Source organism: Pseudoduganella sp. GW821-FHT12E03 (assembly GCF_058807115.1).
On record NZ_JBXAQJ010000002.1, the window covers coordinates 53375 to 77516 of the forward strand.

At 66.0% G+C, this 24142-nt stretch carries 17 protein-coding genes; 16 read left to right on the top strand and 1 reads right to left on the bottom strand.

From position 1 onward, the window contains the following. Positions 1-124: 124 nt before the first annotated feature. The 15 genes from AC1RRC_RS04090 (at position 125) to AC1RRC_RS04160 (ending at position 21585) form a co-directional block, all read left to right on the top strand. A complete protein-coding gene (locus AC1RRC_RS04090; protein ID WP_493053986.1) occupies positions 125-1342 on the top strand; it encodes a saccharopine dehydrogenase family protein in 1218 nt (405 codons plus the stop codon). Beyond that, positions 1335-2819, top strand: a complete 1485-nt coding sequence (locus tag AC1RRC_RS04095) for an aldehyde dehydrogenase family protein (protein ID WP_493053987.1) — start codon at positions 1335-1337, stop codon at positions 2817-2819. The genes AC1RRC_RS04090 and AC1RRC_RS04095 overlap by 8 nt, the downstream gene beginning before the upstream one ends. Positions 2820-2861: 42 nt before the next feature. Next, positions 2862-4244, top strand: coding sequence for a DUF1329 domain-containing protein (locus AC1RRC_RS04100; protein ID WP_493053988.1), 1383 nt, complete (start codon positions 2862-2864; stop codon positions 4242-4244). A gap of 26 nt (positions 4245-4270) precedes the next feature. Continuing rightward, positions 4271-5899, top strand: a complete 1629-nt coding sequence (locus AC1RRC_RS04105) for a DUF1302 domain-containing protein (RefSeq protein ID WP_493053989.1) — start codon at positions 4271-4273, stop codon at positions 5897-5899. Between the two features lie 139 nt (positions 5900-6038). Beyond that, positions 6039-8360 (top strand): efflux RND transporter permease subunit, encoded by a 2322-nt coding sequence (locus AC1RRC_RS04110; protein ID WP_493054691.1) that lies wholly within the window; start codon positions 6039-6041, stop codon positions 8358-8360. A gap of 12 nt (positions 8361-8372) precedes the next feature. Continuing rightward, entirely contained in the window at positions 8373-9377 is a 1005-nt protein-coding gene (locus AC1RRC_RS04115; RefSeq protein WP_493053990.1) for a WD40/YVTN/BNR-like repeat-containing protein, read from the top strand. Between the two features lie 24 nt (positions 9378-9401). Next, on the top strand, positions 9402-10826 hold the full coding sequence (locus AC1RRC_RS04120; RefSeq protein WP_493053991.1) for an amidase: 1425 nt from the start codon (positions 9402-9404) through the stop codon (positions 10824-10826). 1 nt (position 10827) lies between these two features. Next, positions 10828-12180, top strand: a complete 1353-nt coding sequence (locus AC1RRC_RS04125; RefSeq protein ID WP_493053992.1) for an APC family permease — start codon at positions 10828-10830, stop codon at positions 12178-12180. A 58-nt stretch (positions 12181-12238) separates the two neighbouring features. Further along, entirely contained in the window at positions 12239-13795 is a 1557-nt protein-coding gene (locus AC1RRC_RS04130) for a flavin monoamine oxidase family protein (protein ID WP_493053993.1), read from the top strand. A gap of 200 nt (positions 13796-13995) precedes the next feature. Beyond that, on the top strand, positions 13996-15525 hold the full coding sequence (locus AC1RRC_RS04135) for an aldehyde dehydrogenase family protein (RefSeq protein WP_493053994.1): 1530 nt from the start codon (positions 13996-13998) through the stop codon (positions 15523-15525). Between the two features lie 21 nt (positions 15526-15546). Then, a complete protein-coding gene (locus AC1RRC_RS04140) occupies positions 15547-17010 on the top strand; it encodes an amidase (RefSeq protein WP_493053995.1) in 1464 nt (487 codons plus the stop codon). A 39-nt stretch (positions 17011-17049) separates the two neighbouring features. Next, positions 17050-17820: a TetR/AcrR family transcriptional regulator gene (locus AC1RRC_RS04145; RefSeq protein WP_493053996.1), complete on the top strand. Its 771-nt coding sequence runs from the start codon at positions 17050-17052 to the stop codon at positions 17818-17820. Between the two features lie 143 nt (positions 17821-17963). Beyond that, complete coding sequence (locus tag AC1RRC_RS04150) at positions 17964-19346, top strand: glutamine synthetase family protein (RefSeq protein ID WP_493053997.1); 1383 nt, start codon at positions 17964-17966, stop codon at positions 19344-19346. Further along, the gene (locus AC1RRC_RS04155) at positions 19346-20644 is read left to right on the top strand and encodes an NAD(P)/FAD-dependent oxidoreductase (RefSeq protein WP_493053998.1); all 1299 of its coding nucleotides are present in this window, start codon (positions 19346-19348) and stop codon (positions 20642-20644) included. The genes AC1RRC_RS04150 and AC1RRC_RS04155 overlap by 1 nt, the downstream gene beginning before the upstream one ends. A 185-nt stretch (positions 20645-20829) precedes the next feature. Beyond that, positions 20830-21585 (top strand): substrate-binding periplasmic protein, encoded by a 756-nt coding sequence (locus AC1RRC_RS04160; protein ID WP_493053999.1) that lies wholly within the window; start codon positions 20830-20832, stop codon positions 21583-21585. Positions 21586-21592: 7 nt separating this feature from the next. Here the strand turns inward: AC1RRC_RS04160 and AC1RRC_RS04165 are convergent, their stop codons facing one another. Then, complete coding sequence (locus AC1RRC_RS04165; protein ID WP_493054000.1) at positions 21593-22273, bottom strand: TetR/AcrR family transcriptional regulator; 681 nt, start codon at positions 22271-22273, stop codon at positions 21593-21595. Positions 22274-22449: 176 nt separating this feature from the next. Here AC1RRC_RS04165 and AC1RRC_RS04170 point away from each other — a divergent pair, with 176 nt between their 5' ends. Further along, on the top strand, positions 22450-24114 hold the full coding sequence (locus AC1RRC_RS04170; RefSeq protein ID WP_493054001.1) for an AMP-binding protein: 1665 nt from the start codon (positions 22450-22452) through the stop codon (positions 24112-24114). Positions 24115-24142: the final 28 nt, after the last annotated feature.

Here is a 24142-nt window from a genome sequence, read left to right on the forward strand (position 1 = left end):
CAAATCCGAACAAAAGTTCAGAAACTTCCAAAAAATTAGTTGCAAGCGCATCTTTTTGAGCTACTATTTTTCAAAACCCGACGAATGATTCGGTTTTAATGAAAAAGACAAAAAGGAGCTAGCAATGAAGAAACAAGCTGTCATCGCCATCCTGGGCGGCGCGGGCATGATGGGGCAGGGCGTCATCCGCGATTTGCTGTCGGACCGCGCCATCGTGGACATTGCCGAAGTACGCCTGTTCGACAGTGTCCGGCCACGCATGGCGGCGCTGGCGGAAGAACTGGGCGACCGCCGCCTGACCCTGCACACGCTCGATGTCGGCGATGCCGCGGCCCTGGCGCAAGCGCTGGCGGAAACCGACATATGCGTCAACTGCGTACCGACCCTGGCCGGCCACCAGATGGCGATCTTCGAGGCCGCGCTGAACGCCGGCGTCGATTACGTGGACCTGGGCGGCCTCGGCACCTATACCGTCAAGCAGCTGGAATGGAGCGAGCGCTTCCGCCAGGCCGGCGTGGTGGCGGTGCTGGGCGCGGGCGCCGACCCCGGCATGTCGAACGTGATTTGCCGCGCGGTGGCCGATGAACTCGACGAAATCGACAGCATCAACCTGTACTGGGCCGCCACCCTGACCGGGCCGGAAAACCCGGTGCTGGTGCCGCCCTACAGCGTCTCGACCGTGCTGGCCGAATATGCCCACCCGTGCCTGCAATTCCTGGACGGGAAACACGTCGAATGCGCGCCGCTGACCGGTACCGAGACCATCGACTTGCCGGAACCGTGGGGCCGCTGCGACTTCATGTACTCGATCCACTCCGAGCAATTGACGGTGCCGCTGGCCGATGGCATCCGCGACAAGGGCATCAAGGAATTCACGTGGAAGCTGCACTTGCCGCACCGCGAACACGAAGCGTGGGTCGGGCTGGTCAAGGCCGGCTTTGGCGACTTTGACCGGGTGGTGGAAGTGGGTGGTGTGGCGGTGCGCCCGCTCGATGTGCTCAATGCCGTCATCGCGCGTAACATCGCGGAAAACCAGGACCGCATCCCGCAACAGCAAAGCCATGAAATCCACTTCGCGATCGGCAAAGGCCGGATCAAGGGCAAGGCCGCCACCGTGCGCTGCCAGGTCACCGTCAAGCCGGACCCGATGTATGCCGGCTACGTGGACGCCGCCACGTCGATGAACGCGTCGATCGCCGTGCAACTGATGCTCAAGCAGGAGCGCCGTCCCGGCGTGTATGCGCCGGAAGCGTATTTCGACGCCGGCAATTACCTGCGCGAAGCACAAAAGCGCAACTTCGCCATCACCACCCAACGTGAAATCAGCGACGCCGATGCGTAATTTACTGTACATCGACGGCGCCTGGACCGAACCCGTGCTGGGAGGCTTCCTGGCCGTGATCGATCCCGCCACCGGCCTGCAATTTGCGGAGGCGGCGGCGGGGACGGCCGCCGATGTCGATGCCGCCGTCGCCGCCGCGCGGCGCGCCTTTGACGACGGCCCCTGGCCACGCACACCGGCCGCGGGACGCGCCGCCGTGCTGCGGCGGGTGGCGGCGCGGATGCGCGCGGACCTGGAAGCGCTGGCGCTGCTGGAAACCCGCGACAACGGCAAGCCCCTGAGCGAGGCGCGCGGCGATATCGGCGACGCGGCGGCCTGCTTCGAGTATTACGCCACGATGGCGGAAGCGTCCGGCGAACAAGCGGCGGCGGAAGGCGAGGTGGCGGTGGACGTTGGCGATGCGCGTTTCACGTGCCGCGTGCGCCGGGAACCGGCCGGCGTGGTGGGCGCCATCACGCCGTGGAATTTCCCGCTGCTGATGGCGGCGTGGAAGGTGGCGCCGGCGCTGGCGGCCGGTTGCTGCGTGGTGTTGAAACCGTCCGAACTGTGCCCGCTGACGTGCGCCGAACTGGCGCGCTACCTGCACGAAGCGGGGCTGCCGCGCGGCGTGTTCAACCTGGTGACGGGACTGGGCCAAACAGCCGGCGCCGCGCTGGCGGCGCACGCCGGCGTGGACAAGCTGGCCTTCACCGGGTCGGAAGCGACCGGCGCGCACGTGATGCGGGAAGCCGCTTGCGGCATTCGTAATGTCAGCCTGGAACTGGGCGGCAAGTCCCCGATGATCGTGTTCGCCGACTGCGACCTGGACAAGGCGGTCGAATGGATCCAGTTCGGCATTTTCTGGAACCAGGGACAGATCTGTTCGGCCACTTCGCGCCTGCTGGTCGAGCGCCCCGTGTATGCCGCCCTGCTGGACAAGCTCAAAGCCGCCGCCGAGCGCATCGCGCTGGGCGCCGGTGACTGCGACGGCGTGCGGATGGGCCCCATCGTGTCGGCCACCCAGTATGGCCGCGTGACGGAAGCCATTGCGCGCGGCCATGCCTGCGGCGCGCGGCTGGTGACGGGCGGCAGCCGCCCGCCGCAGCTCGATCAAGGCTATTTCATTGAACCGACGATCTTTGCCGACGTCCCATTGGACAGCTGGATCTGGCGCGAGGAAGTGTTCGGTCCCGTGCTGTGCATGCGGCCGTTCGACACCGAGGCCGAAGCGCTGGCGATCGCCAACGACAGCCGCTACGGCCTGGCGGGCGCCGTCATGTCGGATGACCTGGCGCGCTGCGAGCGGATGGCGCAAGGGCTGCGGGCCGGGGTGGTGTGGATCAACTGTTCGCAGCCGACCTTTATGCAACTGCCGTGGGGCGGCATGAAAGCGTCTGGCATCGGCCGCGAGCTGGGACGGCATGGCTTTGAAGCGTTCCAGGAAATCAAGCAAATCACCCGGTTCGACCACCGCGCGGACTGGGGCTGGTACCAGTAACCCGCCAGTAACAACACAACGAGAAGAAAGAGGAGAACACAGATGAACAACAACAACACCCTGCGCCTGCTGGCCTGCGGCCTGTGGCTGGGCGCCCAGGCCGGCGCCGCCATGGCGGCCGACCCGGCCCCGCTGGGCGCCACCCTGACGCCGGCCGGCGCGGAAATGGCGGGCAGCAAGGATGGCCGCATCCCGGCCTGGAAAAACGAAGCGCAAGCCACCGAAGGCTGGGCCTGGGGCAAGCTGCGCAAGGATTTCTGGAAGTACAAGGACGACAAGGCGCTATACACCATCAACGCCGCCAACGCGGCCCAGCATGCCGCGCAACTGACGCCGGGCCAGCTGGCGCTGTTGAAACAGAATCCCGGTTTCCAGATGGACGTGTATCCAACCCGCCGCAGCTGTGGCGTGCCGGACTTCGTTGCCGACAACACCCGCAAGAACGCCACCGCCGCGAAACTCGGCGACGATGGCTGGAGCCTGAAGGCGGCCGTGGTGCCGGGCTATCCATTCCCGATTCCCGCCAACGGCGCGCAAGCCATGTTGAACATGAAGATGCGCTACCACGGCGTCGGCGTCGACTACCAGAACGGCAACACCTTCGTGTCGCCGCGCCGCGGCAGCGAAGACTGGATCCAGGCCGGCTTTGAACAGACGTATTTTTACCCATGGGGAAAGAAAGGCGCCGGCACCCTGGCAGAAGCCGGCAACGTCGAGTACTACACGTATTTCAGCTACAAGTCGCCCGTCGCGCTGGCCGGGCAGGCGCTGGCGGCCAATATCTACCTGGACTCGCCCAACACCGAAACGTTTTATTACTTCCCTGGCCAGCGCCGTGTGCGCCGCCTGCCGGCCTATGCCTACGATGCGCCGCAGATCGGTTTTGAAAACCAGTACCTGCTCGATGAAACCATCATGTTCACCGGCACCCTGGACCGTTTCGACTGGAAGCTCGTGGGCAAGAAGGAAATCCTGGTGCCCTACAACGTGTTCGGCGCCTATGACTTCAAGGCGCAGATCAAGGACGTGGTGCAGCGCAACGCGCTGGCGTCCAGCCACCGCCGCTATGAACTGCACCGCGTGTGGGTGGTGGAAGCCACCGTCAAGCAGGGCGCGCGCCACGTGTCGCCCAAGCGGACTTTCTATCTCGATGAAGACGGCTGGAACGCGGTGCTGGCGGAAGACTACGATGTGCAGGGCGCGCTGTGGAAAGTGCGCGAAGGCTACCTGGTGCCGGCGTATGAAACCGGCACCTGCGACGTGCTGGCGTTCGCCCAGTACAACTTGCCGGAAGGGCGCTACATCTTCGACTTCAATACCGTGGGCGCGGGCGCCGATGTGCGCTGGCTCACCGATACGAAAGGCGAACGCATGAAAGCGTCGTTCTTCACCTCTGAAAACCTGCGCGCCATCAGCGACCGCTGATCCGTCCACACCCATCGGAAAAGAATATGAACAAGCCACTCATGCTGGCCTGCGCGGTCGGCACGGCCGTCGCCAGCCTCGGCGCGCACGCCGAAACCTTCAGCACCGACACCATCAAAGGCAGTTTTGACTCCACCATCAGCATCGGCACCGGCATCCGCACCCACGCGCCCAGCCCCGGCCTGGTCATCGCCGGCAACAGCGGCGGGCCGGACGGCTTGCTGTCTCCCACCAGCGGCCTGGGCGACCAGGGCGATTTGAATTACGGCAAAGGCGATCCGTTCACCACGTACTTGAAAGGGTCGCACGAACTGTTGCTGCGCTTCCCGCAAGGCATTACCACCATGGCGCGGGTCAGCTGGCTGCGCGATTTTTCATCCACGCACACCACCGGCTGGACCAGCGCCGGCACGCCGCCGGGCCTGGACGGCAACCTGGCGCCGGACGCCCGCAAGGATTTGCGCTTCAAGGCGCGCCTGCTGGACCTGTGGGTCAGCAAGCGCTTTGACTTCGATGAACAGACCCTGCGCATCCGCGCCGGCAACCAGGTGATTTCCTGGGGCGAAAGCCTGTTCATCGCGGGCGGCATCAATGTCACCAACGCGGTCGACATCATGCGCCTGTCGCAACCGGGCACGCAGTTGAAGGAAGCGATCCTGCCGGCCCCGATCGTCAGCGCGGCGGCGGGCTTGGGCCACGGCTGGAACGCGGAAGCCTATGTGCAGCTGGGCTGGAACGCCAATTACATGCCGCCGACCGGCAGCTACTGGTCCACCTTCAACGGCATCGGCGCAGGCCACGACAGCTACTTCCTGCAAGAGACCAAGGCGAAGCACAGTGGCCAGTGGGGCATGTCGCTGCGCTACCAGCCGCCCGGCACGCAACTGAACCTGGGCGCCTACGCCATCAATTACCACGACAAGTCGCCATCGTTCACGTTCAATAACCCGAACGGCACGCTGGGCTGGGTGTATGGCGAGAACCGCAAGCTGTATGGCGTGTCGGCCAACTTCCCGGTCGGCGACTGGGCGGTCGGCGGGGAATTCTCGTACCGCCCGAAAGATGCCGCCACCCTGAACGCGGCCACCACCGGCTGCGCCTCGCAGGGCGGCAATTGCTGGGTCAACACCGCGCGCATGCAGGCCGCCGTGACGGGCATGTTCAGCCTGACGCCGGATACCGCGCCGGCATTGCTCGGCTTCCTGCGCGCCGATTCCGGCAACTTGCTGGCTGAAGCCGTGGCGATCCGCTTCCCGCATTTGCAGCAGCAATATGGCGCCGACCTGGTGTCGGCGGGCGGCTGGGGCTGGGGCCAGGAATATTCGCCGGCCAGCTTGCCGGTGGCGAAAGGCACGCGCAATTCGTCCGGCATGAATGTCGATTTCAGCTGGGTCTACGACGGCACCTTGATCCCGGGCTGGCAAGTGGTGCCGGAAGTGTTTTACTTCCGCGCGCTGGGCGGCCGCACGCCGAACGGCGCCGCCACCTTCATGAAGGGGGCGCAGTCGGTCAACTTCATCGTCAGCTTCATCCAGAATCCGGCCAACTGGCAAGTCTCGCTCAACTATGCGCGTTTCATGGGCGGCACGTCCGTGTTCGACCAGCCTTACCGCGACCGCAGCTTTGTCGGCTTGACGGTGGCGCGCAACTTCTGATCGGGATGCCATGAGTGAAATGACCGATATGAGCGGCATCGCGGATGCGCCTGGAGCAGCGGCCGCCGCGCCGGCCCGGGTCCGCCCGGGGCTGCTGGCACGCTTCGAAGCGGCCTGCTTTGCGCACCGCGCCTGGCTGATGTGGGCGTTGCTGGCGCTGACGGCGGGCATGGGCGTGCTGGGCGCGCAGTTGCGGATGGAAGCGGGCTTTGAAAAGCAGTTGCCCGCCAACCACCCGTATGTGGACACCTTCCACCAGTACCGCGCCGACGTGATGGGAGCCAACCGGCTCACCATCGTGGTCCGCGCCCGCAACGGCACGATCTGGAGCACGGCGGGGTTGAAACGCCTGTACGACGTGACGCAGGCCGTGACGTTCCTGCCGAACGTCGAGCGGCTGGGTGTGCAGTCGCTGTGGACGCCGAACTCCTTTGTCAATGAAATCACGGAAGAGGGTTTTCGGGCCGACCCGCTGATCGACGGCAGCGTGACGCCGGAACGGCTCGATGCCGCGGCGATCGCGAAGATCCGCGCGGCCGCCGCGCAGGGCGGGTTTGTCGGCACACTGGTGTCGCGCGGCCAGGACAGTGCGCTGGTCAGCGCCGAGTTGCTGGAAACGGGCCAGGATGGCAAACAGCTCGACTACGTGGCGTATAACACGCTGCTCGAGCAATTGCGCCAGCGCTTCGAAGACGGCGATTTCACCATCGAGATCATCGGTTTCGCCAAACAGGTCGGAGAGATTGCCGATTCCGCGAAGTCCGTGCTGCAATTCTTTGCGCTGGCGCTGCTGCTGACGGCCGCCGCCGTGTACTGGTATTGCCGTTCGCTGGTGTTTACGCTGCTGCCGATCGTCTGTTCGCTGACGTCGCTGGTGTGGCAATTCGGCGCGCTGCACCTGCTGGGGTTCGGGCTCGATCCGCTGGCGGTGCTGGTGCCTTTCCTGGTGTTTGCCATCGGTGTGTCGCACGGCGTGCAGCAAGTCAATTTCATCGTGCGCGAAGTGTCGCTGGGCCACAGTTGCATGCAGGCGTGCCGCGCCAGCTTTTCCGGCCTGCTGATCCCGGGCACCCTGGCGCTGGCCACCGCGTTCGTGTCGTTTGTCACCTTGCTGCTGATCCCGATCCCGATGGTGCGCGAACTGGCCATGGCGGCGTCGCTGGGCGTGGCGTTCAAGATCGTGACGAACCTGGTGATGTTGCCGGTGGCGGCGTCGTGGTGCCGCATCGATAAACGCTATGCCGACGCCGCGATGGCGCTGCGTGAACAGCGCGCCGGCTGGCTGCGCGTGCTGGCCCGCATCGCGCGGCCGCGCAACGCCGCCTGCTGCCTGGCCATCGTCGGCGCCGTGTTCGCGCTGGCGGTGTGGCAGAGCCAGGGCCGGGTGGTGGGCACGGTGGAGCCGGGCGCGCCGGAATTGCGTCCCGATGCGCGTTTCAACCGCGACGCCGTGTCGATCGCCGCCAATTACGACACGGGACTGGACTGGCTGACGGTGCTGTTCGAAGCCACGCCCGGCACGGCTGGAGGGCCGGGCGTGGGCGCCTGCGGCAACGTCAACATCGGCCTGGCGCAGGACCGCTTCACGTGGGCGCTGCAGGCGGTGCCGGGCGTGCTGTCGGTGGCGTCGTTTTCGGACCAGATGAAGCAGTACAACCGTGGCTATAACGAAGGCCACCCGAAGATGGACGTGGTGCCGATCGACGAGGGCAATTTCGCCGGCCTGGCCACGGAAATTTCCCGCACCCGGGGCACCATGCGCAAGGATTGCAGCATGACGGCGGTGCACCTGTACCTGACCGACCACAAGGCCGTCACCATCAACCGCGTGATCGCCGCCGTGGAAGCGTTTGCCGCCAGTCACCACGAGCCGGGTATGACGATCCGGCTGGCCTCCGGCAATGCCGGGGTGCTGGCCGCCGTCAACCAGACGCTGGAACACAGCGAGTTGCCGATGATGCTGTGGGTCTATGGCGCCATCGTGCTGCTGGTGCTGGCGACCTACCGCGATTTCCGCGCCGTGCTGGCGTGCTGCCTGCCGCTGACGGTGGGGACGTTTATCGGTTACTGGTTCATGAAAGAGCTGAACATCGGGCTGACCGTGGCGACCCTGCCGGTGATGGTGCTGGCGGTCGGCATCGGCGTGGACTACGCTTTCTATATCTATAACCGCCTGCAACTGCACCTGGCGCAGGGTTTGCCGATCGTGCAGGCGCTGGAACACGCGATCCTGGAAGTGGGGACGGCCACGATCTTCACGGCGGTCACCCTGGCCGTGGGCGTGGCGACGTGGTCATTCTCGGCACTGAAGTTCCAGGCCGACATGGGCAAGCTGCTGGCTTTCATGTTCATGGTGAACATGATGATGGCGATGACGGCGCTGCCGGCGTTTGCCGTGTGGCTGGAACGGCTGTTTCCGCGCAGGGGACCGGTGCGGGCGCCGGGCTTGCTGCAGCATTGAATGGAGAAGGACATGAAGAATCAATTTTCCCGGCGTGTGCTGTCTGGTATTACCGCACTGGCCTGTTCCATGATGGCCACGGCATCGGATGTGTCCCCCGGCGCCACCCGGGCTGTATTGCGTCCCGCCGCCACCGTGGCCCACGCGGCGCAAGCCAATATGCTGGCCGCCGCGTGGGCCGGCAAGCGCGCCGTGGCGGTGGGCGCGCATGGCGTGATCCTGCTGTCGGACGACAAGGGGCGCACCTGGCGCCAGGCCGGCAAGGTGCCGGTCGACGCCACCCTGACCGCCGTGTCGTTTGCCGGCGACAGGGAAGGCTGGGTGGTTGGCCACGCCGGCGTGGTGCTGCATACCCGTGACGGCGGCGAACAGTGGGAATTGCAGCGCAGCGCGCCGGAACAAGACCGTCCGTTGTTTTCCGTGCACTTTTTCGACCGTGAGCAAGGCGTGGCGGTTGGACTGTGGTCGCTGGTGCTGACCACCAGCGACGGTGGCCGCAGCTGGACCGAACGCCAGCCGGACGCGCCGCCCGGCAGCCGCCGCGCCGACCTGAACCTGTATGGCCTGTTCACTGGGCCGGGAGCGGGCGGTGCGCTGTATGCGGCGGCGGAAAAGGGCTATGTGCTGAAGTCGGAAGACCAGGGACATACATGGACTTACCTCGCCACCGGCCATAGGGGCTCGCTGTGGACCGGGGCCGCGCTGCCCGATGGCGCCTTGCTGGCCGGCGGCTTGCGCGGCGCGCTGTTGCGCAGCACCGATGGCGGCCGGCACTGGAGCCGCATTGCCGGCGCCGGCGCCGCTTCCATCACCAGCCTGGTCGCCACCGGCAGTGACCGTGGCGGCGTGCTGGCGGTCGGCCAGGATGGCCTGACCCTGCGCAGCACCGATGGCGGTGCCACGTTCCAGGCCAGCCACCGGCAAGACCGCCTGCCGCTGAACGCGGCGCTGCCGATGGCCGGCTTCACGCCGCCGCTGATGTCGGCACGCGGCCCAGCGCCATCAATAAAACAATAACGGACACCTTACCGAAGGAATACCATGCAAGCTGATGATTTGTGTTACCTGCCCGCCACCGAAGCGCTGGCCATGTTCCGCAGCCGCGCGCTGTCGCCGGTGGAATTGCTGCACGCGGTCCAGGCCCGCGCCGAGCGCCTGGAACCGGTGCTGAACGCGTTCAGCGCGCAGCGGGGCGAGGCGGCGCTGGCCGCGGCGCGCGCGGCCGAACAGGCCTATGGCCGCCGCAGTGCGACCCTGCGGGCGCTGGAAGGCATCCCGGTGGCGCTGAAAAACGAGCACACGCTGTGCGGCTGGGTCACCACCAAGGGCTCGTGGCTGCAGGGCAATACGCCGGACACGGTCAACGCGCCGATCACCCAGCGCCTGCTCGACGCGGGCGGCGTGATCCACGCCCAGACCAACGTGCCCGAGTATTACATGGCCGGTTTTACCCGCTCGGCGCGCCACGGCGTGACGCGCAACCCGTGGAATCCCGCCATGACGCCGGGCGGCTCGAGCGGCGGCAGCGGCGCCGCGCTGGCGGCCGGCATGACGGCGCTGGCCTCCGGTTCCGATATCGGCGGCTCGATCCGCATGCCGGCCAGCTATTGCGGCGTGGTGGGACTGAAACCCAGCTATGGCCGCGTGCCGGTGACGCCGATCGGCTATGCGCTGCACACCATGAACCATATCGGCCCGATGGCGCGCACCGTGGCCGACTGCGCGCTGATGTTCAACGTGGTCAATGGTCCGCACCCGCTGGACCCCGCCGCCATCAGCCCCAAGCTGGAAGCGCCGCTGGAGTACGCGCCGGTGCGGGGCATGCGCATCGCGCTGTCGTATGACCTCGATTACTGCGAAGTGCATGACGAGGTGCGGGCCGCGCTGCAAGACGTGGTCGATGCGCTGCGCGCGCAGGGTGCCGTGGTGGAGCAGGTCAAACTGGGCTGGGACAGCAGCGCCGCCGATGCGGTGGATCACCGCCTGGGCTACGAGACCGGGCGCGAGTTCGCGATCCGCATCCTGCAGAACAACCTGGAGACCAGCGACTATATCCGCCATTTCTGCGTGCTGGGCCTGCAGGTGACGGGCGAACAGTACCTGGCGTCGAACGCCATCATTGGCCGCATGTATGACTCGCTGTCCGCCGTGATGGCGGAGTACGACGCGCTGATCTGCCCGACCATGGCCGGCATTGGCAGCGCGGCCGAAGGAGAACTGGACAGCATGGCGCTGTTGCGCAAGGATGCCATGACTTATCCGTTCAACCTGCTGAGCCGCCACCCGGTGTTGAGCGTACCGTCCGGCATCGCCAGCAATGGCGTGCCGACCGGCGTGCAGGTGGTGGGCCGTCCGTATGACGAAAGCACCGTGTTCCGCGTCGGCGCCGCGATCGAAGGCGCCGTCTGGCGGGGACGCCGTCCGCCGGCCAATGCCGTGCCACATCCACTTTGCGAGGAAACCTGAGATGGCAACCCTTTCCACAGGCGATGAACCGGGGCAGCTCAAGCGCGCGCTGGGTTACCGCGACCTGGTGTTCTATGGCCTGGCGTACACGGCGCCGGTGGCGCCGCTCACCATGGCGGGCTTCCTCTGGACCGTGTCCGGCGGTTTGCCGATGCTGGCCTATGTGCTGGGCGCGCTGTGCATTTACTTCACCGCCAACAGCTACGCGGTGATGACGCCGGCCATGCCGGGCGCCGGTTCCGTGTACGGTTTCGCGGGCCGCACCATGGGCCCGTTCGCTGGCTTTATCGCCGGCTGGATGATCCTGCTCGATTACCTGCTGGTGCCCGCGTTCACCTATGCGCTGTGCGCCGTCAGCCTGGAAACGCTGCTGCCGCACGGCGACCGCGCCACCTGGATCGCGGTCACGGTGGCGGCGACCTTTGCCGTCAACTGGTTCGGCATCAGCGTCACGTCGCGCGTCAGCTTCTTGTCGGTGGTGCTGCAGCTGGTGCTGATGGCCGGTGTCCTGGCGCTGTTCGTGGTGGCGCTGGCCGACGGCAAGGGCAGCGGCGGCTTGACCATGGCGCCGCTGTTCACGCCCGGAAAATTCGACGGCGCCGCCGTGCTGGCGGCCACCTCGATCTGCGTGATGTCGTACCTGGGCTTCGATGCGGTGTCGACCTTGGCCGAGGAAGTCAAGGATGGCAATACCCGCGTGGTGGGCAAGGCCATCATGACCAACCTGGCCATCAGCGGCAGCATCTTCGTGCTGGCGGCGTGGGTGCTGGGCAACCTGCTGGCCGGTTTCCCGATCGGCGATCCGGCCCGGGTGCCGTATGACTTGCTCGATGCCGTGGCGGGCCCGCAAGCCGGGGTCTGGCTGGCCTGGTTCCTGATCATCGTGGTCGGCGTGCCGAATGTGCTGCCGATGCAGGTCGGCGTGGCGCGGGTGCTGTTCGCCATGGGGCGCGACCGGACCTTGCCGGCCGCGCTGGCGAAGGTCAACCGGCGCCACGGCAATCCCTATGTCGCGATGATCGTCTCGACTTGCGTGTCGCTGGGCATCGCGCTGCTGATGCGCGACCGTATCGATGAACTGGCGATCCTGATCAGCGTGGGCGCGATGACGGGCTTCCTGTTCGTGCACCTGTCGGTGCTGGTGCACTTCGGCAGGAACCGGGAGCGCAGCTTGTGGCGCCACGTCGGCGCGCCATTGTGCGGCATCGCCGCCGTGCTGGTGATCCTGACGCAACTGAGCGCCATGGCGCTGACGGTCGGCGCCTGCTGGCTGGCGGCCGGTATCGCGTACTGGCTGGTGGCGCAGCGCAAGAACAACCGGCCGGCCACGGCCCCGGTTATGCAAGCGAAGTAGGCAGTGGCACCAAGTAGCGATCCGTTCCAACACACAAACCGATAATAAAGGAGACAACATGCCGCATTCCCCCTTGAAGCGCATCCTGATGTCCGTCATGGACGTGGCGCGCCTGCGCAACCAGCACGGGATTTCAAACCAGGAAGCTCTGGCCATGCAGCGCGAGCGCCGCAAGCTGTTGAAACTGTCGGCCGCCGGTTCCGCCGCGATGCTGGCCAGCGGGCCGCTGATGGCGGCGCGGCGCATGTTCGACGGCCCGGGCAACCGCCGCGTGGTGGTGGTGGGCGCCGGCCTGGGCGGCCTGGCCTGCGCTTATGAATTGAAGAAAGCCGGCATTTGCGCCACCGTGTATGAAGCGTCCGACCGGCTGGGTGGGCGCTGCTGGTCCAATACCACGGCGTTTCCCGGCCAAGTGGCGGAAAACGGCGGTGAGCTGATCGATACCGGCCACCTTGAATTGCGCCGGCTGGCCGCCGAGCTGGACCTCGACATGGACGACTTGAATGCCTATGACGAAGAGCAGGGCGGCGAGCTGACCTTCTGGATCGACGGCGCGCGCTATACGTGGGATGAGCAGGTGGAAGACTTTGCCGCCTTTGCCGATCAGATCGATGCCGACAACCGCGCCGCGCCGTTCCCGCAAACCTATAACCAGCACACCCAGCGCGGCGTGGAACTGGACAACATGTCGGTGACGGACTACATCACGATGTACGTGCCGGGCGGGCTGGCGTCGCGCCAGGGCAAGTTGCTCAAATTGCTGATGGATGCGTCGGCCGGTGTCGCCGCCACGCAAGCGAGCGCCCTGGACCTGGTGGGTTTCTTTGCCGCCCGTGGTTCGGACGAACGCTTCCATATCCGTGGCGGCAATGACCAGCTGGTCACCCGCATGGCCGCCACGTTGGACCCGGGCCAGGTCGTCAAGAACCATGCGCTGACCCGCATCGTCAAGAACAGCAACGATAGCTACACATTGACGTTCCGCAACGGCGTCGGCAACGTGACCGTGCCGGCCGACCACGTGGTGCTGGCGCTGCCGTTTTCCATCCTGCAAAGCGCGGTCGACTACAGCGGCGCGGGCTTCGATGCGCGCAAGGCCGAGACCATCCGCACCTTCCGCATGGGCATGCACTCGAAGTTCCAGATGCAGTTCGACCGCCGCATCTGGCGCGAGCAAGGTTATACCGGCTTGAGCGACAGCGACGAGGGGTACCAGATCAGTTGGGAAGTCACGCGCGCGCAGCCCGGGACCAGCGGCATCCTGACCTGTTTCTCGGGCGACGCGGTGGCGGTGGCCATGAACGACCAGCCACTCAACGTCAAGGCCAACGCCATGCTCAATGGCTTGAATCTGACCTTCCCCGGCATCAAGCCATTGTGGAACGGCCGCGCAATCTTGAATTACTGGCCCGGCAACCCGTGGAGCAAGGGCGCGTACACGGCGCACCCGAAAGGCAGCTACACCAGCCACTTTGGCTATGCCGGGGTACGCCAGGGTAATTGCCACTTTGCGGGGGAACACGCGTCGGTGCAGCATTCCGGCTTCCTGAACGGCGCCGTGGAAACCGGCCAGGCCTGCGCCACGGCGATCATCCGCGCGCTGCGCACCAGTTGATGCCATTGCGCTGGCGCCCAATCAATTCACCGTGTTGACGCCAAACCCGTGGGGCGGTTTCCGCCGGGGCGGAAGCCGCCATGCCGGCGCCGCCGCCAACGCGGACCGCACCGCGACGCGAGCATGGCGGCTCGATACCCCCGATCCGCCCTACGTGAGCACGCGCCACGTGGCTCACATTTTCAATAACAGGACTTACCATGCAAGTGAATTTCTCAGGCTTTAATCCACTGCGCCCGCAGCTCTACCTGGACGGCGCCTATGTCGCCCCGCTGTCGCTACAGTCGAAGGAAGCGATCAACCCCGCCACGCTGGCGCCGGTCGGCCGCTATGCCATCTGCGGCGAAGACGACGTGCAGCGCGCCGTGGACAGCGCCAACCGCGCGCAGAAACAGTGGAAACATACCGACACGCAAAGCCGCGCCGCGCTGTTGCACGCCATCGCGCACCAGCTGGAAACAGCGCCGATCCGCAGCGAGGTCGCCAAGCTGGTGTGCCGCGAAATGGGCAAACCTTACCCGGACGCGGAAGGCGAACTGGCGATCTGCGCGTCGGTGTTCCGCTATGTCGCGGAAATGGCGCGCGACGATGGCGGCAAGGTGGCGGGCAGCAACCAGCCAGGTTCGTTCCAGCACATGCGCTATGAACCGTATGGCGTCAGCGTGCACATTTTGCCGTTCAACTACCCGATCCTGCTGCTGTGCTGGACGGTGGCGGCATCGCTGGCGGCCGGCAACGCCTGCATCATCAAGCCCGCCGAAGCCACCTCGCTGTGCACCTTGCGTTTCATGGAATACTTTGCGGCGTTGCCGCCCGGCCTGGTGTCCTGCCTGCCTGGCGATGCGCAGACCGGCCAGTTGCTGGTGCAGTCACCCGGTACCCACGCGGTGGCCTTCACCGGCAGCGTCAACGCGGCGCGCGCGGTCGGCGTGGCCTGCGCCGAGCGCATGAAACCGTGCGTGCTGGAAGCGGGCGGCAGCGATCCGATGATCATATCCCGCCATGCGCCGCTGGACGTGGCGGCGGCCGGCTGCGTCAATTCCGCATTCCTGCTGGCGGGGCAGGTGTGCACCTCGTCCGAGCGCTTCTTTGTCGTCGATGCCATCCACGACGCCTTCGTGGCCGAGTTTGCGCGCCGCACGCGGCAATTGCGCGTCGGCGACGGCATGGGCGTGGCCGACATCGGCCCGCTGGTCAGCCAGGCTGCGCGCGACAAGGTGGACCGCCTGGTGCGCGGCGCGGTGGAGCAGGGCGCCACCATTGTGTGCGGCGGCCGCATTCCGCCCGATTGCCCGCCGGGCTGGTTTTATGAACCCACCATCCTGACCGGCGTCACGCCGGACATGGCCATCATGCGCGAGGAGTGCTTTGGCCCGGTGGCGGCGATTTGCAAGGTCGGCGATTTCGACCAGGCGCTGCAACTGGCCAACGACAGTGAATTCGGGCTCGGCGCGTCGGTCTTCACCACCGACCTGGCCGAAGCCATGGAAGCGGCCAGCCGGCTCGAATCGGGCATGGTGTGGATTAACAACCCGCTGATCGACAACGATGCGCTGCCATTTTCCGGCAGCAAGCTGTCGGGACTGGGCTGCGAGCTGGGACGGCAGGGCCTGGACGCCTTCCGCCGCACCAAGATGGTCATCCTCGACCACCAGCCGCGCATCCACGACTGGTGGCTGCCGCGCCCCGACACCGCGTTTTACCCGGCCCGCAAGGCCGCCACCGAATAACTCATCACCGATACCATGACCATGCAAAAACCAAGCTACCTCTCCGCCACCGAACTGCGGGCGCACTTCCGCGCCGGCACCCTGGATCCGGTGGATTACCTGGAAACCGTGATCGACGCGGCGCACGGCCAGCAAGCCACCGTCAATTGCGCGGCCGGCCTGTATCTCGACGGGGCCCGCGCCATGGCGCAGGAAGCGCGCCGCCGCTATGCGGCGGGCGCCGCCCGCGCGCTCGAAGGCGTGCCGGTCATCATCAAGGAAGAAACCAGCGTCAAAGGCTGGCCGCGTCCACTGGCGTCGCTGCTGTACCGCGACCGCATCGCCACGGAAAACCATCCGATCGTCGACAAGTTGCTGGACGCCGGCGCGATCCCGTATTTCCAGGCCACCAATCCTGAATTCTGCGTGATGGGCCATACGTGGAGCAAGCTGTATGGCGTGACGCGCAACCCCTGGGCGCTGCCGTATTCGTGCGGCGGCTCGTCCGGCGGTTCCGGCGCGGCGCTGGCGGCCGGCGTGGCGCCGCTGGCCACCGGCAGCGACATGGCCGGTTCGATCCGCCTGCCGGCGTCGCTGTGCGGCGTGTATGGCTACAAGCCGCCGTTTGGCCGGCTGCCGTGCGCGCCCGGCGATGAATACATGGTGCAGGCGGTGGAAGGGCCGATGGCGCGCACCTTCGATGACCTGGTGCTGATGCAAAACGTGCTGGCCGGCCCCCATCCGGCATCGTTCACCACCCTGCCATACACGCCGCTGCCCGCCACCTACGGCGACCTGGCCGGCATGCGTATCGCGTACAGCCCCGCGTTCGGCCACACGGCGCTGGCGCCGGATATCCGCCACAACCTGCTGCGCGCGCTGGACGGCTTGCGCAGCCGTGGCGCCATCGTCGAGGAGGTTGCCCTGCACTGGGACCTGGAAGAAGTCAACCAGGTGTTGCTGGACGGCTTGCGCGCGCTGTTCGTCGATGAATTCATGCACGGCATCACGGATGCCGAGGCGGGGCAATTGTGCAGCTATACGAGTACGCTGCATAAGCAGGCCAAAACACAGCAGCCGCCATCGATCTGGCCCAGCGCGGCGGTGGGCCAGAAACTGCACCGCGACATGCAGGAGCGGGTGTGGAGCAAGGGCTACGCGGCCTTCATTTGCGCGTCGATGCTGACCACGGACCTGGCGGCGGACCAGGACCCGGCGGCCGAACCCGTGCTGCAAGTGGGCGGGCAGGCCATCGACGCCTACCTGGGCTGGTGCCTGACCCCGCCGTTCAATTTGCTGAACCGCTATCCGGTGCTGGCCGCGCCGACCGGCTTGTCCGAACTGGGCGTGCCAACCGGGATGCAGATCGTCGCCAATGCGTATGACGATGAAACCGTGTTCCGGATTGCCGCCAACCATGCGCAGGCCGGAACCTCCCGATTGTTCGTGGACCGGTTCCCGCCGGCCGGACAGGCGTCCCTGGCGCCGCAAAAGGCTGTGGCATAATCGGCTGCGCTCCCATCAACCTGACTTACCCTGATCAGCATGCAAAAACAACCTTCCGCCGTTACTGAAGCCGAACCCGCCGCCGCTGGCACCGCCAGCGCCGCGCAGCGGACCGGCGGCAAGCGGCGCGTCCCGCAACAGGAGCGCGGGCTTAAAACCATCGAAGTCATCTTGCAGGCAACCGGCGAGGAAATCGCGCGCGGCGGCCTGGCCAAGCTGACCACCAAGCGCATCGCGGAAGCGGCCGGCCTGTCCGTCGGCGGCCTGTATGAATACTTCCCCAACAAGGAAGCCGTGGTCCACGCGCTGGCCAGCCAGTGGCTCGAGCGCGTGAAAGACGCGGTGGCGGCGGTCCATCCGGCCAAGACCGGCTGCGTGGACTTGATCCGCTACCTGGACACCGTGTATGAAGCGGTGCGTCCGCTGTATGAACAGGTGCCGGGCGTCAGCGTGCTGATTTCCGTATTGGCGTCGGTGCCGGCCTTGCAGGCGCTGGAAGATGAGATCGACTTGCAGGTCAACGCCTTGCTGACCGATGCGATTTTGCACCTGGCGCCATACGTCAGCCGCGAGCAGTGCAGTGTGATGGCGCGCACCATGACCATCCTCGATCATTACCTGCTGATCGAAGCCATCATGCGCGATCCGGCGCACGCGGCGCTGTTCGACACCAGCCACCGGGTCTGCCAGCATGCGCTGGCCAGCCACCTGATCCTGGTCAACGAGCAGGCCCGCCTGGCGCAGTCGGCGGGCCGGCAGCCCGCATCGTGGCCGGCGCCGCGTCCCGAAGCACCGCCGGACGTCATCTAAGTCCGTTTCTTGTCGCGGCGGGCCGCACGCCCGCCGCTTCAACACGCCCGCTATACACCCGATTGACACCCGATCACCGGCACTCTGCCTGCCGGTGGCGCGCTCCTGCGCGCGTGCAGGAGCGATTGCATGGAAACGACATCATGAATACGACAACCGCATTACCCCCCGCATTGAAAGCCCCGGCCGCATTCAGCCCGGACTTGCTGGCCTCGCAACCCTATGGCCGCTTCATGGTCACCGACATCGACGGCGTTTGCCGTGGCAAGCACGTGTCCGGCGAAAAGCTGGCCGCCATGCTCGAAGGCGGCGGCACCATTGCCAGCGCGGTCTTTGGCTGGGACATCGCCGACCAGTTGTATGAGAACGTCAGCTATACCGGCTTTCATACCGGCTTTCCCGATATCGGCCTGGTGCTGGACCGCGCCACGGCGCGCCGCCTGCCGTGGGATGGCGATTGTTGGCTGCTGATCGGCGACCACACGCAGGCCGATGGCGCGCCGCTGCCGGTGTGTCCGCGCCAGGTATTGAAGCGCGTGCTGGCGCAAGCCGGCGCGATGGGCTATTCCGCCCAGGTGGGCGTGGAATTCGAATGGACGGTCCTGACGGAAACCGAGCTATCGGTGCGCGCCAAGGGTTACCGGGGCTTGCAGCCCGCCACCCAGGGCCTGACCAATTATTCGCCGTTCCGCATCGGCGCCGAACAGGCCTTCGTGCGCGACTTGTTTGACAGCCTGGCCGCCATCGACGTGCCGCTGGAAGCGCTGCATACGGAAGCGGGGCCGGGCAATTTTGAAGCGGCGATCCGCTATGGCGACGCGCTGCAAACAGCCGACCGCGCCGTGCTGTTCAAGGAATCCGTGCGTGAAATCGGCCGTCGCCACGATTTGCTGAACACCTTCATGGCCAAATACTCGATGGACCATGCGGGATGCGGCCAGCACTTGCACCAGAGCCTGTGGCGCGATGGCCGCAACTGTTTTCATGATGAAGACGAGCCGCACCGCATCAGCGCCACCATGCGCCATTTTATCGCCGGCCAGCTGCATTGCTTGCCGCACCTGCTGCCGATGTATGCGCCCTTTATCAACAGCTATAAACGCCTGGTCGACCATAACCTGGCGCCCGTCAAGCCGACATGGGCGGTGGACAACCGCAATGCCTCGCTGCGCGTGATTCCCGGCAGCCGCAGCGCGATGCGCCTGGAAACCCGTACCCCGGGCGCGGATGCCAATCCCTATCTCGCCATGGCGGCGGCGCTGGCGTCCGGGCTGTATGGCATCCGCCACCAGTTGGCGCTGGACGCGCCGCCCGTTGCCGGCGCCAACAGCGGCGCGGAACAGGTCGAACGGCTGCCGCGCACGCTGGCCGAAGCGACGGAAGCCATGCGGCGCTCCGCGCTGGCGCGCGAACTGTTTGGCGCCCCCTTCGTGGACCATTTCGTCGAGACGCGGCAGTGGGAAGTGCGCCGTTTCAACCACAGTGTGACGGACTGGGAATTGCAGCGCTACCTGGAGCTGGTGTGATGACGTCCTTGAACACTGAGCGCATTTCATCGTATTACGCCGACAGCGCCAACAGCGCCGTGCGCTACCCGTCACTGGAAGGCGAGGTGCGGGTCGACGTCGCCGTGATCGGCGGCGGCTTCACCGGCCTGGCCACGGCCGTGGAACTGGCCGAGCGGGGCCGCAAGGTGGCGCTGGTGGAAGCGCACCGCATCGGCTGGGGCCAGTCCGGGCGCAATGGCGGGCAGGTGACGGGCAGCCTGTCCGGCGACGCCGCCTTGCTGCGGCAGTTGACGCGGACGGTGGGACGCGAAGCCGCCGACGATTTTATCTGGTACCTGCGCTGGCGCGGCCATGAACTGATCCGCAACCGCATCGCGCGCTACGGCATCGAGTGCGACCTGCGCTTCGGCCACCTGCATACCGCGTACAAGCGCGCGCACTTGCGCGGGTTGCGGGATACCTTTGACGACATGGTCCGGCGCGGCATGGGCGGCATGGTGGACTGGGTGCCGGAACAGGATATCGGCGCCTTCCTCGACACGCCGCTGTATCTCGGCGCGATCCACAACCGCAACAACATGCACTTGCACCCGCTGAACCTGTGCCTGGGCGAAGCCGCCGCGCTGGCGGGCCTGGGCGGGCTGGTGTTCGAGCAGTCGCCGGTGCTGGAAATCAGCCATGGCCGCCTGCCGGTGTTGCGCCTGCCGCGCGGCTGCATCGTGGCCGACCAGGTGATGCTGGCCGGTGACGTCAGCCACAAGCTGGAACGGCGCAAGCTGGGCGGCATGATTTTCCCGGCGGCGGGCGGCATCGTCACGACGGAACCGCTGGGCGAGCTGGCGCGGCAACTCAATCCGAACAACGTCGCGGTGTATGACAGCCGCTTCGTGCTCGATTATTACCGCATGACGGCCGATGGCCGCCTGCTCTTTGGCGGCGGCGCCAATTACTCCGGCAAACCGTCGCGCGACATTGCCGCCGAACTGCGGCCCTGCATCGAACGCACCTTCCCGCAATTGCGCGGCGTGGGGATTTCACACCAGTGGAGCTGCGACATGGGCATCGTGTTCAACCGCATCCCGCAGCTGGGCAAGCTGGCGCCCAATGTCTGGTATGCGCAGGGCTACTCGGGGCATGGCCTGGCGACATCGCATATCGTGGGCGAGGTCATGGCCAGCGCCATCAATGGCACCATGGAGCAGTTCGACACGTTCCAGCGCTTCAGCCATCTGCGCATGCCGGTGGGGGACTGGATGGGACGGCAGGTGCTGGCACTGGGGATGTGGTACTTCCAGATGCTGGAAAAGCTGCGGTAGTGGGGCGGAGGAGTAAGCGGTACAGTCGGCACTCGCTGGGGATGTGGTATTTCCAGATGCTGGAAAAGCTGCGGTAAAGGCGGGGCCCGATGGCGCGCGGGCCACACTCCGGTGCGGATTCGACGCCGCCGCCCGGTGTCCGGGTGTATGCTGCAAGCTCGGCTGTTTTTCTCCAGGGAGGATCCATGCTCAAGCGTACTCCGCTCGCCGCAGTGACTATCCTGGCCGCGCTGTCCGGCCATGTTACTGCTCAGGAAGTTGTCCCCGCCTACAACACTTACCAGTCGGTGCCCTTTGTCGTGGGCGAGGGCGGCCTGGCCGCCGACCTGGTGGCGTACCTGAACGACAAGCTCAAAGGCAAATACCAGTTCAAGCTGCAGCAGTTGCGGCGCGATGTGCTCAACAAGACGGTCATCCACGAGCCGAATTTCAAGGGCGCCGTGCTGTTTTTGAATCCCCTGTTTGTCGACGATGCGCAAAAGTCGAAATACAGCTGGACCCAGCCGCTGATGAGCGATGCCAACCTGGTGATTTCCCACACCTCGAAACCCATTGAATACACCGGCGTCGATGCGCTGAAAGGCTTGAAATTCGGGGGCATTGCCGGCAACCGCTACGCCGGCTTTGACGCGATTGAAAAGGATATCCAGCGCGAAGACGTGTCGGAAGAACTCACCAACATCAAGAAAGTGGCGGGCAAGAAGGTCGATGTGACCATCATGGCGGCCAGCACCTATACCTTCCTGCTGGGCCAGATGGGAAAAAGCAGTGCGGCCGGCAGCAGCCTGCATGTGTCAGCGAAAAAACATGCGGAATATGAGCGCTTCCTGTTTGTCGGCAAGGACAACACGGCGTTGCAAAAGGACTTGAACACCGTGCTGGCGGCCATGCGGGGCGACCCCGCGTGGAAAGCCATCCAGGTCAAATATGGCTTGAACTGAGCGGCTGTTAACCGGCCTGGCGCGGCGCCGGCGGCGCGAAGGTGCACGGGCTGCCGCATACGCCGCGCAGGCAAAAGCTGATGATCGCCACCGCCTGCGCCGTCAGCGCGGGGTCGTCGTCCGCCGCGTCGAGCGCCAGCGGTCCGACCAGGCCTTCGAACAGGCAGCCGACTATGCAGTCGGCCGAGGCCTGCGCGTCCTGCGCGGGAAATTCGCCGCTGCGCATGCCCTGTTCAATGATGGTGACGAACACGCGCGACAGGGCGCGGTGGTACTTCATGCGCACCGCCTCGACTTCCGGATCCACCGGCTCGGCCACCAGCGCATGGGCCATGCGGCGGCCATGCAGCGCGCGGCTGGCAAAGGTCCAGGCGGCGCCGCCCAGCCGTTCGGCGGCCGAGCCTTCGCCCATGGCGACGCCGGCCACCACGTCGATTTCACGCTGGCCGGTCTGGTCCACCACTTCCATCATCAATTCGACTTTCGCGGGGAAGTAGCGGTACAGCGTGCCGATGGCAATCCCGGCCGCCTCGGCGATGGCGGACATCTGCACCTCGCGGAAACCCGCCTGCGCCACCAGCCGGCGCGCCGCGTTCAGGATCAGCGGGTATTTGTCCGGCCCCCGGTGGCGGATGCGTGGTTTGCGCGCATTGCCGGCCGCGCCGCTGATATCGATGTCGTCGTCCACGTGTTGCCCCAGGTTGTCATGCGCGCGATTGTACGCCGGGGCGGAGGGCTCGTAAAGCGAACGATCGTTCTCGTAAAAAAACCTTTGACAACCGGGAGTCTGGGTCATAACCTTAAGTGAAGATAGATTCTAATAACTACTTAGCTTCACCATCATTTCACACAATGGAGACAACCATGGACTTCGGCACCCCAGGCGCCACGCCGCAGCAACGCATTACACAATTAACCGGACAGTACGCGGCCAGCCAGGTGTGCGCGGCGCACCTGCTGTGCGACCGCCACGACCCGGCATCGATTGCCTACCGCATCGTCGGCAGCGACCTGTCGGTCGAGGCTTTCACTTACGGCGACCTGAAACTGGAATCGGAACGGTTTGCCGCCGCGCTGGCGGCGCTGGGCGTGCGCCCGGGCGACCGGGTCGCGACCCTGATGGGCAAGAGCAAGCAATTCCTCATCGCCCTGATGGGCATCTGGCGCCTGGGCGCCGTGCACGTGCCGCTGTTTACCGCGTTTGCCCCGGCCGCCGTGGCGCTGCGCCTGACCGGCAGCGACGCCAGGGCCGTGGTGTGCGACGCGTCGCAGCGCGCCAAGCTCGATCCCGGCCCGGACATGCCGCCCGGCGCGCCGTGGCGCATCATCACGGTGGGCGGCACCAGCATTGAAGGCGATCCGCGCGCGATCGGTTTCCAGCAGGCGCTCGATGCGCACATCCCCGGATTTCCGGCCGCCACGCTTGGCCCGGACAGCCCGCTGATCCAGATTTACACCTCCGGCACCACCGGCCGCCCGAAAGGCGTGGTGGTGCCGATGCGGGCGCTGGCCGCCTTCCATGCGTACGCGGAATTCAGCCTGGGCCTGCGCCCGGACGATACCTACTGGTGCGCGGCCGATCCCGGCTGGGCCTATGGCCTGTACTTCGGCGTGCTGGGCTCCTTCACCACCGGCGTCTCCAGCGTGCTGCTGCAGGCCGGCTTTGACGCGGCGCTGACGTACCGCGTGCTGGAACAGTGCGGCGTGACGAATTTCGCCGCCGCGCCCACCGTCTACCGTTCGATGCTGGCGTCCGATGCCCGGCCCGGCCCCTTGCGCATCCGCTGCGCATCGAGCGCCGGCGAGCCGCTGACACCGGAAGTCAATGCATGGGCGGTGGGTACGCTGGGCGTGCCGGTGTATGACCACTATGGCCAGACTGAAACCGGCATGACGCTCTGCAATCACCATGATCCGCGCCTGGCGGCCCCGGTGCAAGCCGGTTCCATGGGCAGGCCGATGCCGGGATGGACGGCGGCCGTGCTGGCCAAGGAAGCCGATGTGCCGGCGGCGGCGGGGGAAGTGGGGCGTGTGGTGTTCGACCTGGCGGCCAGCCCGCTGGCGTGGTTCGGCGGCTATGAGGGCGAGCCGGAAAAGAGCGCGGAAAAATTCACCGCCGATGGCCGCTGGTACGTGACGGGCGACCTGGGCCAGGTCGACGAGGATGGCTACTTCCGGTTCTCGTCCCGCGAAGACGACGTCATCATCATGGCCGGGTACCGCATCGGGCCGTTTGAAATCGAATCCGTGCTGGCGGTCCACCCCGCCGTGGCGGAATGCGCGGTGATTGCCGTGCCGGACCTGGTGCGCGGCGAAGTCATCGAAGCCTACGTGGTGCCGCGCGACGGCGCCGGCGCGTCGGATGCGCTGGAAAAGGAATTGCAGCGCTGGGTCAAGGAACGCTATGCGGCCCATGCCTATCCCCGCAAGGTCCACTTCGCGCAGCAATTGCCCAAGACCCCGAGCGGCAAGGTGCAGCGCTTCGTGCTGCGCGAACAGCGCAAGCAGCAGCTGGCGCTGGCCGCCTGACGCGGCGTCCCGCCACACATCACTATAA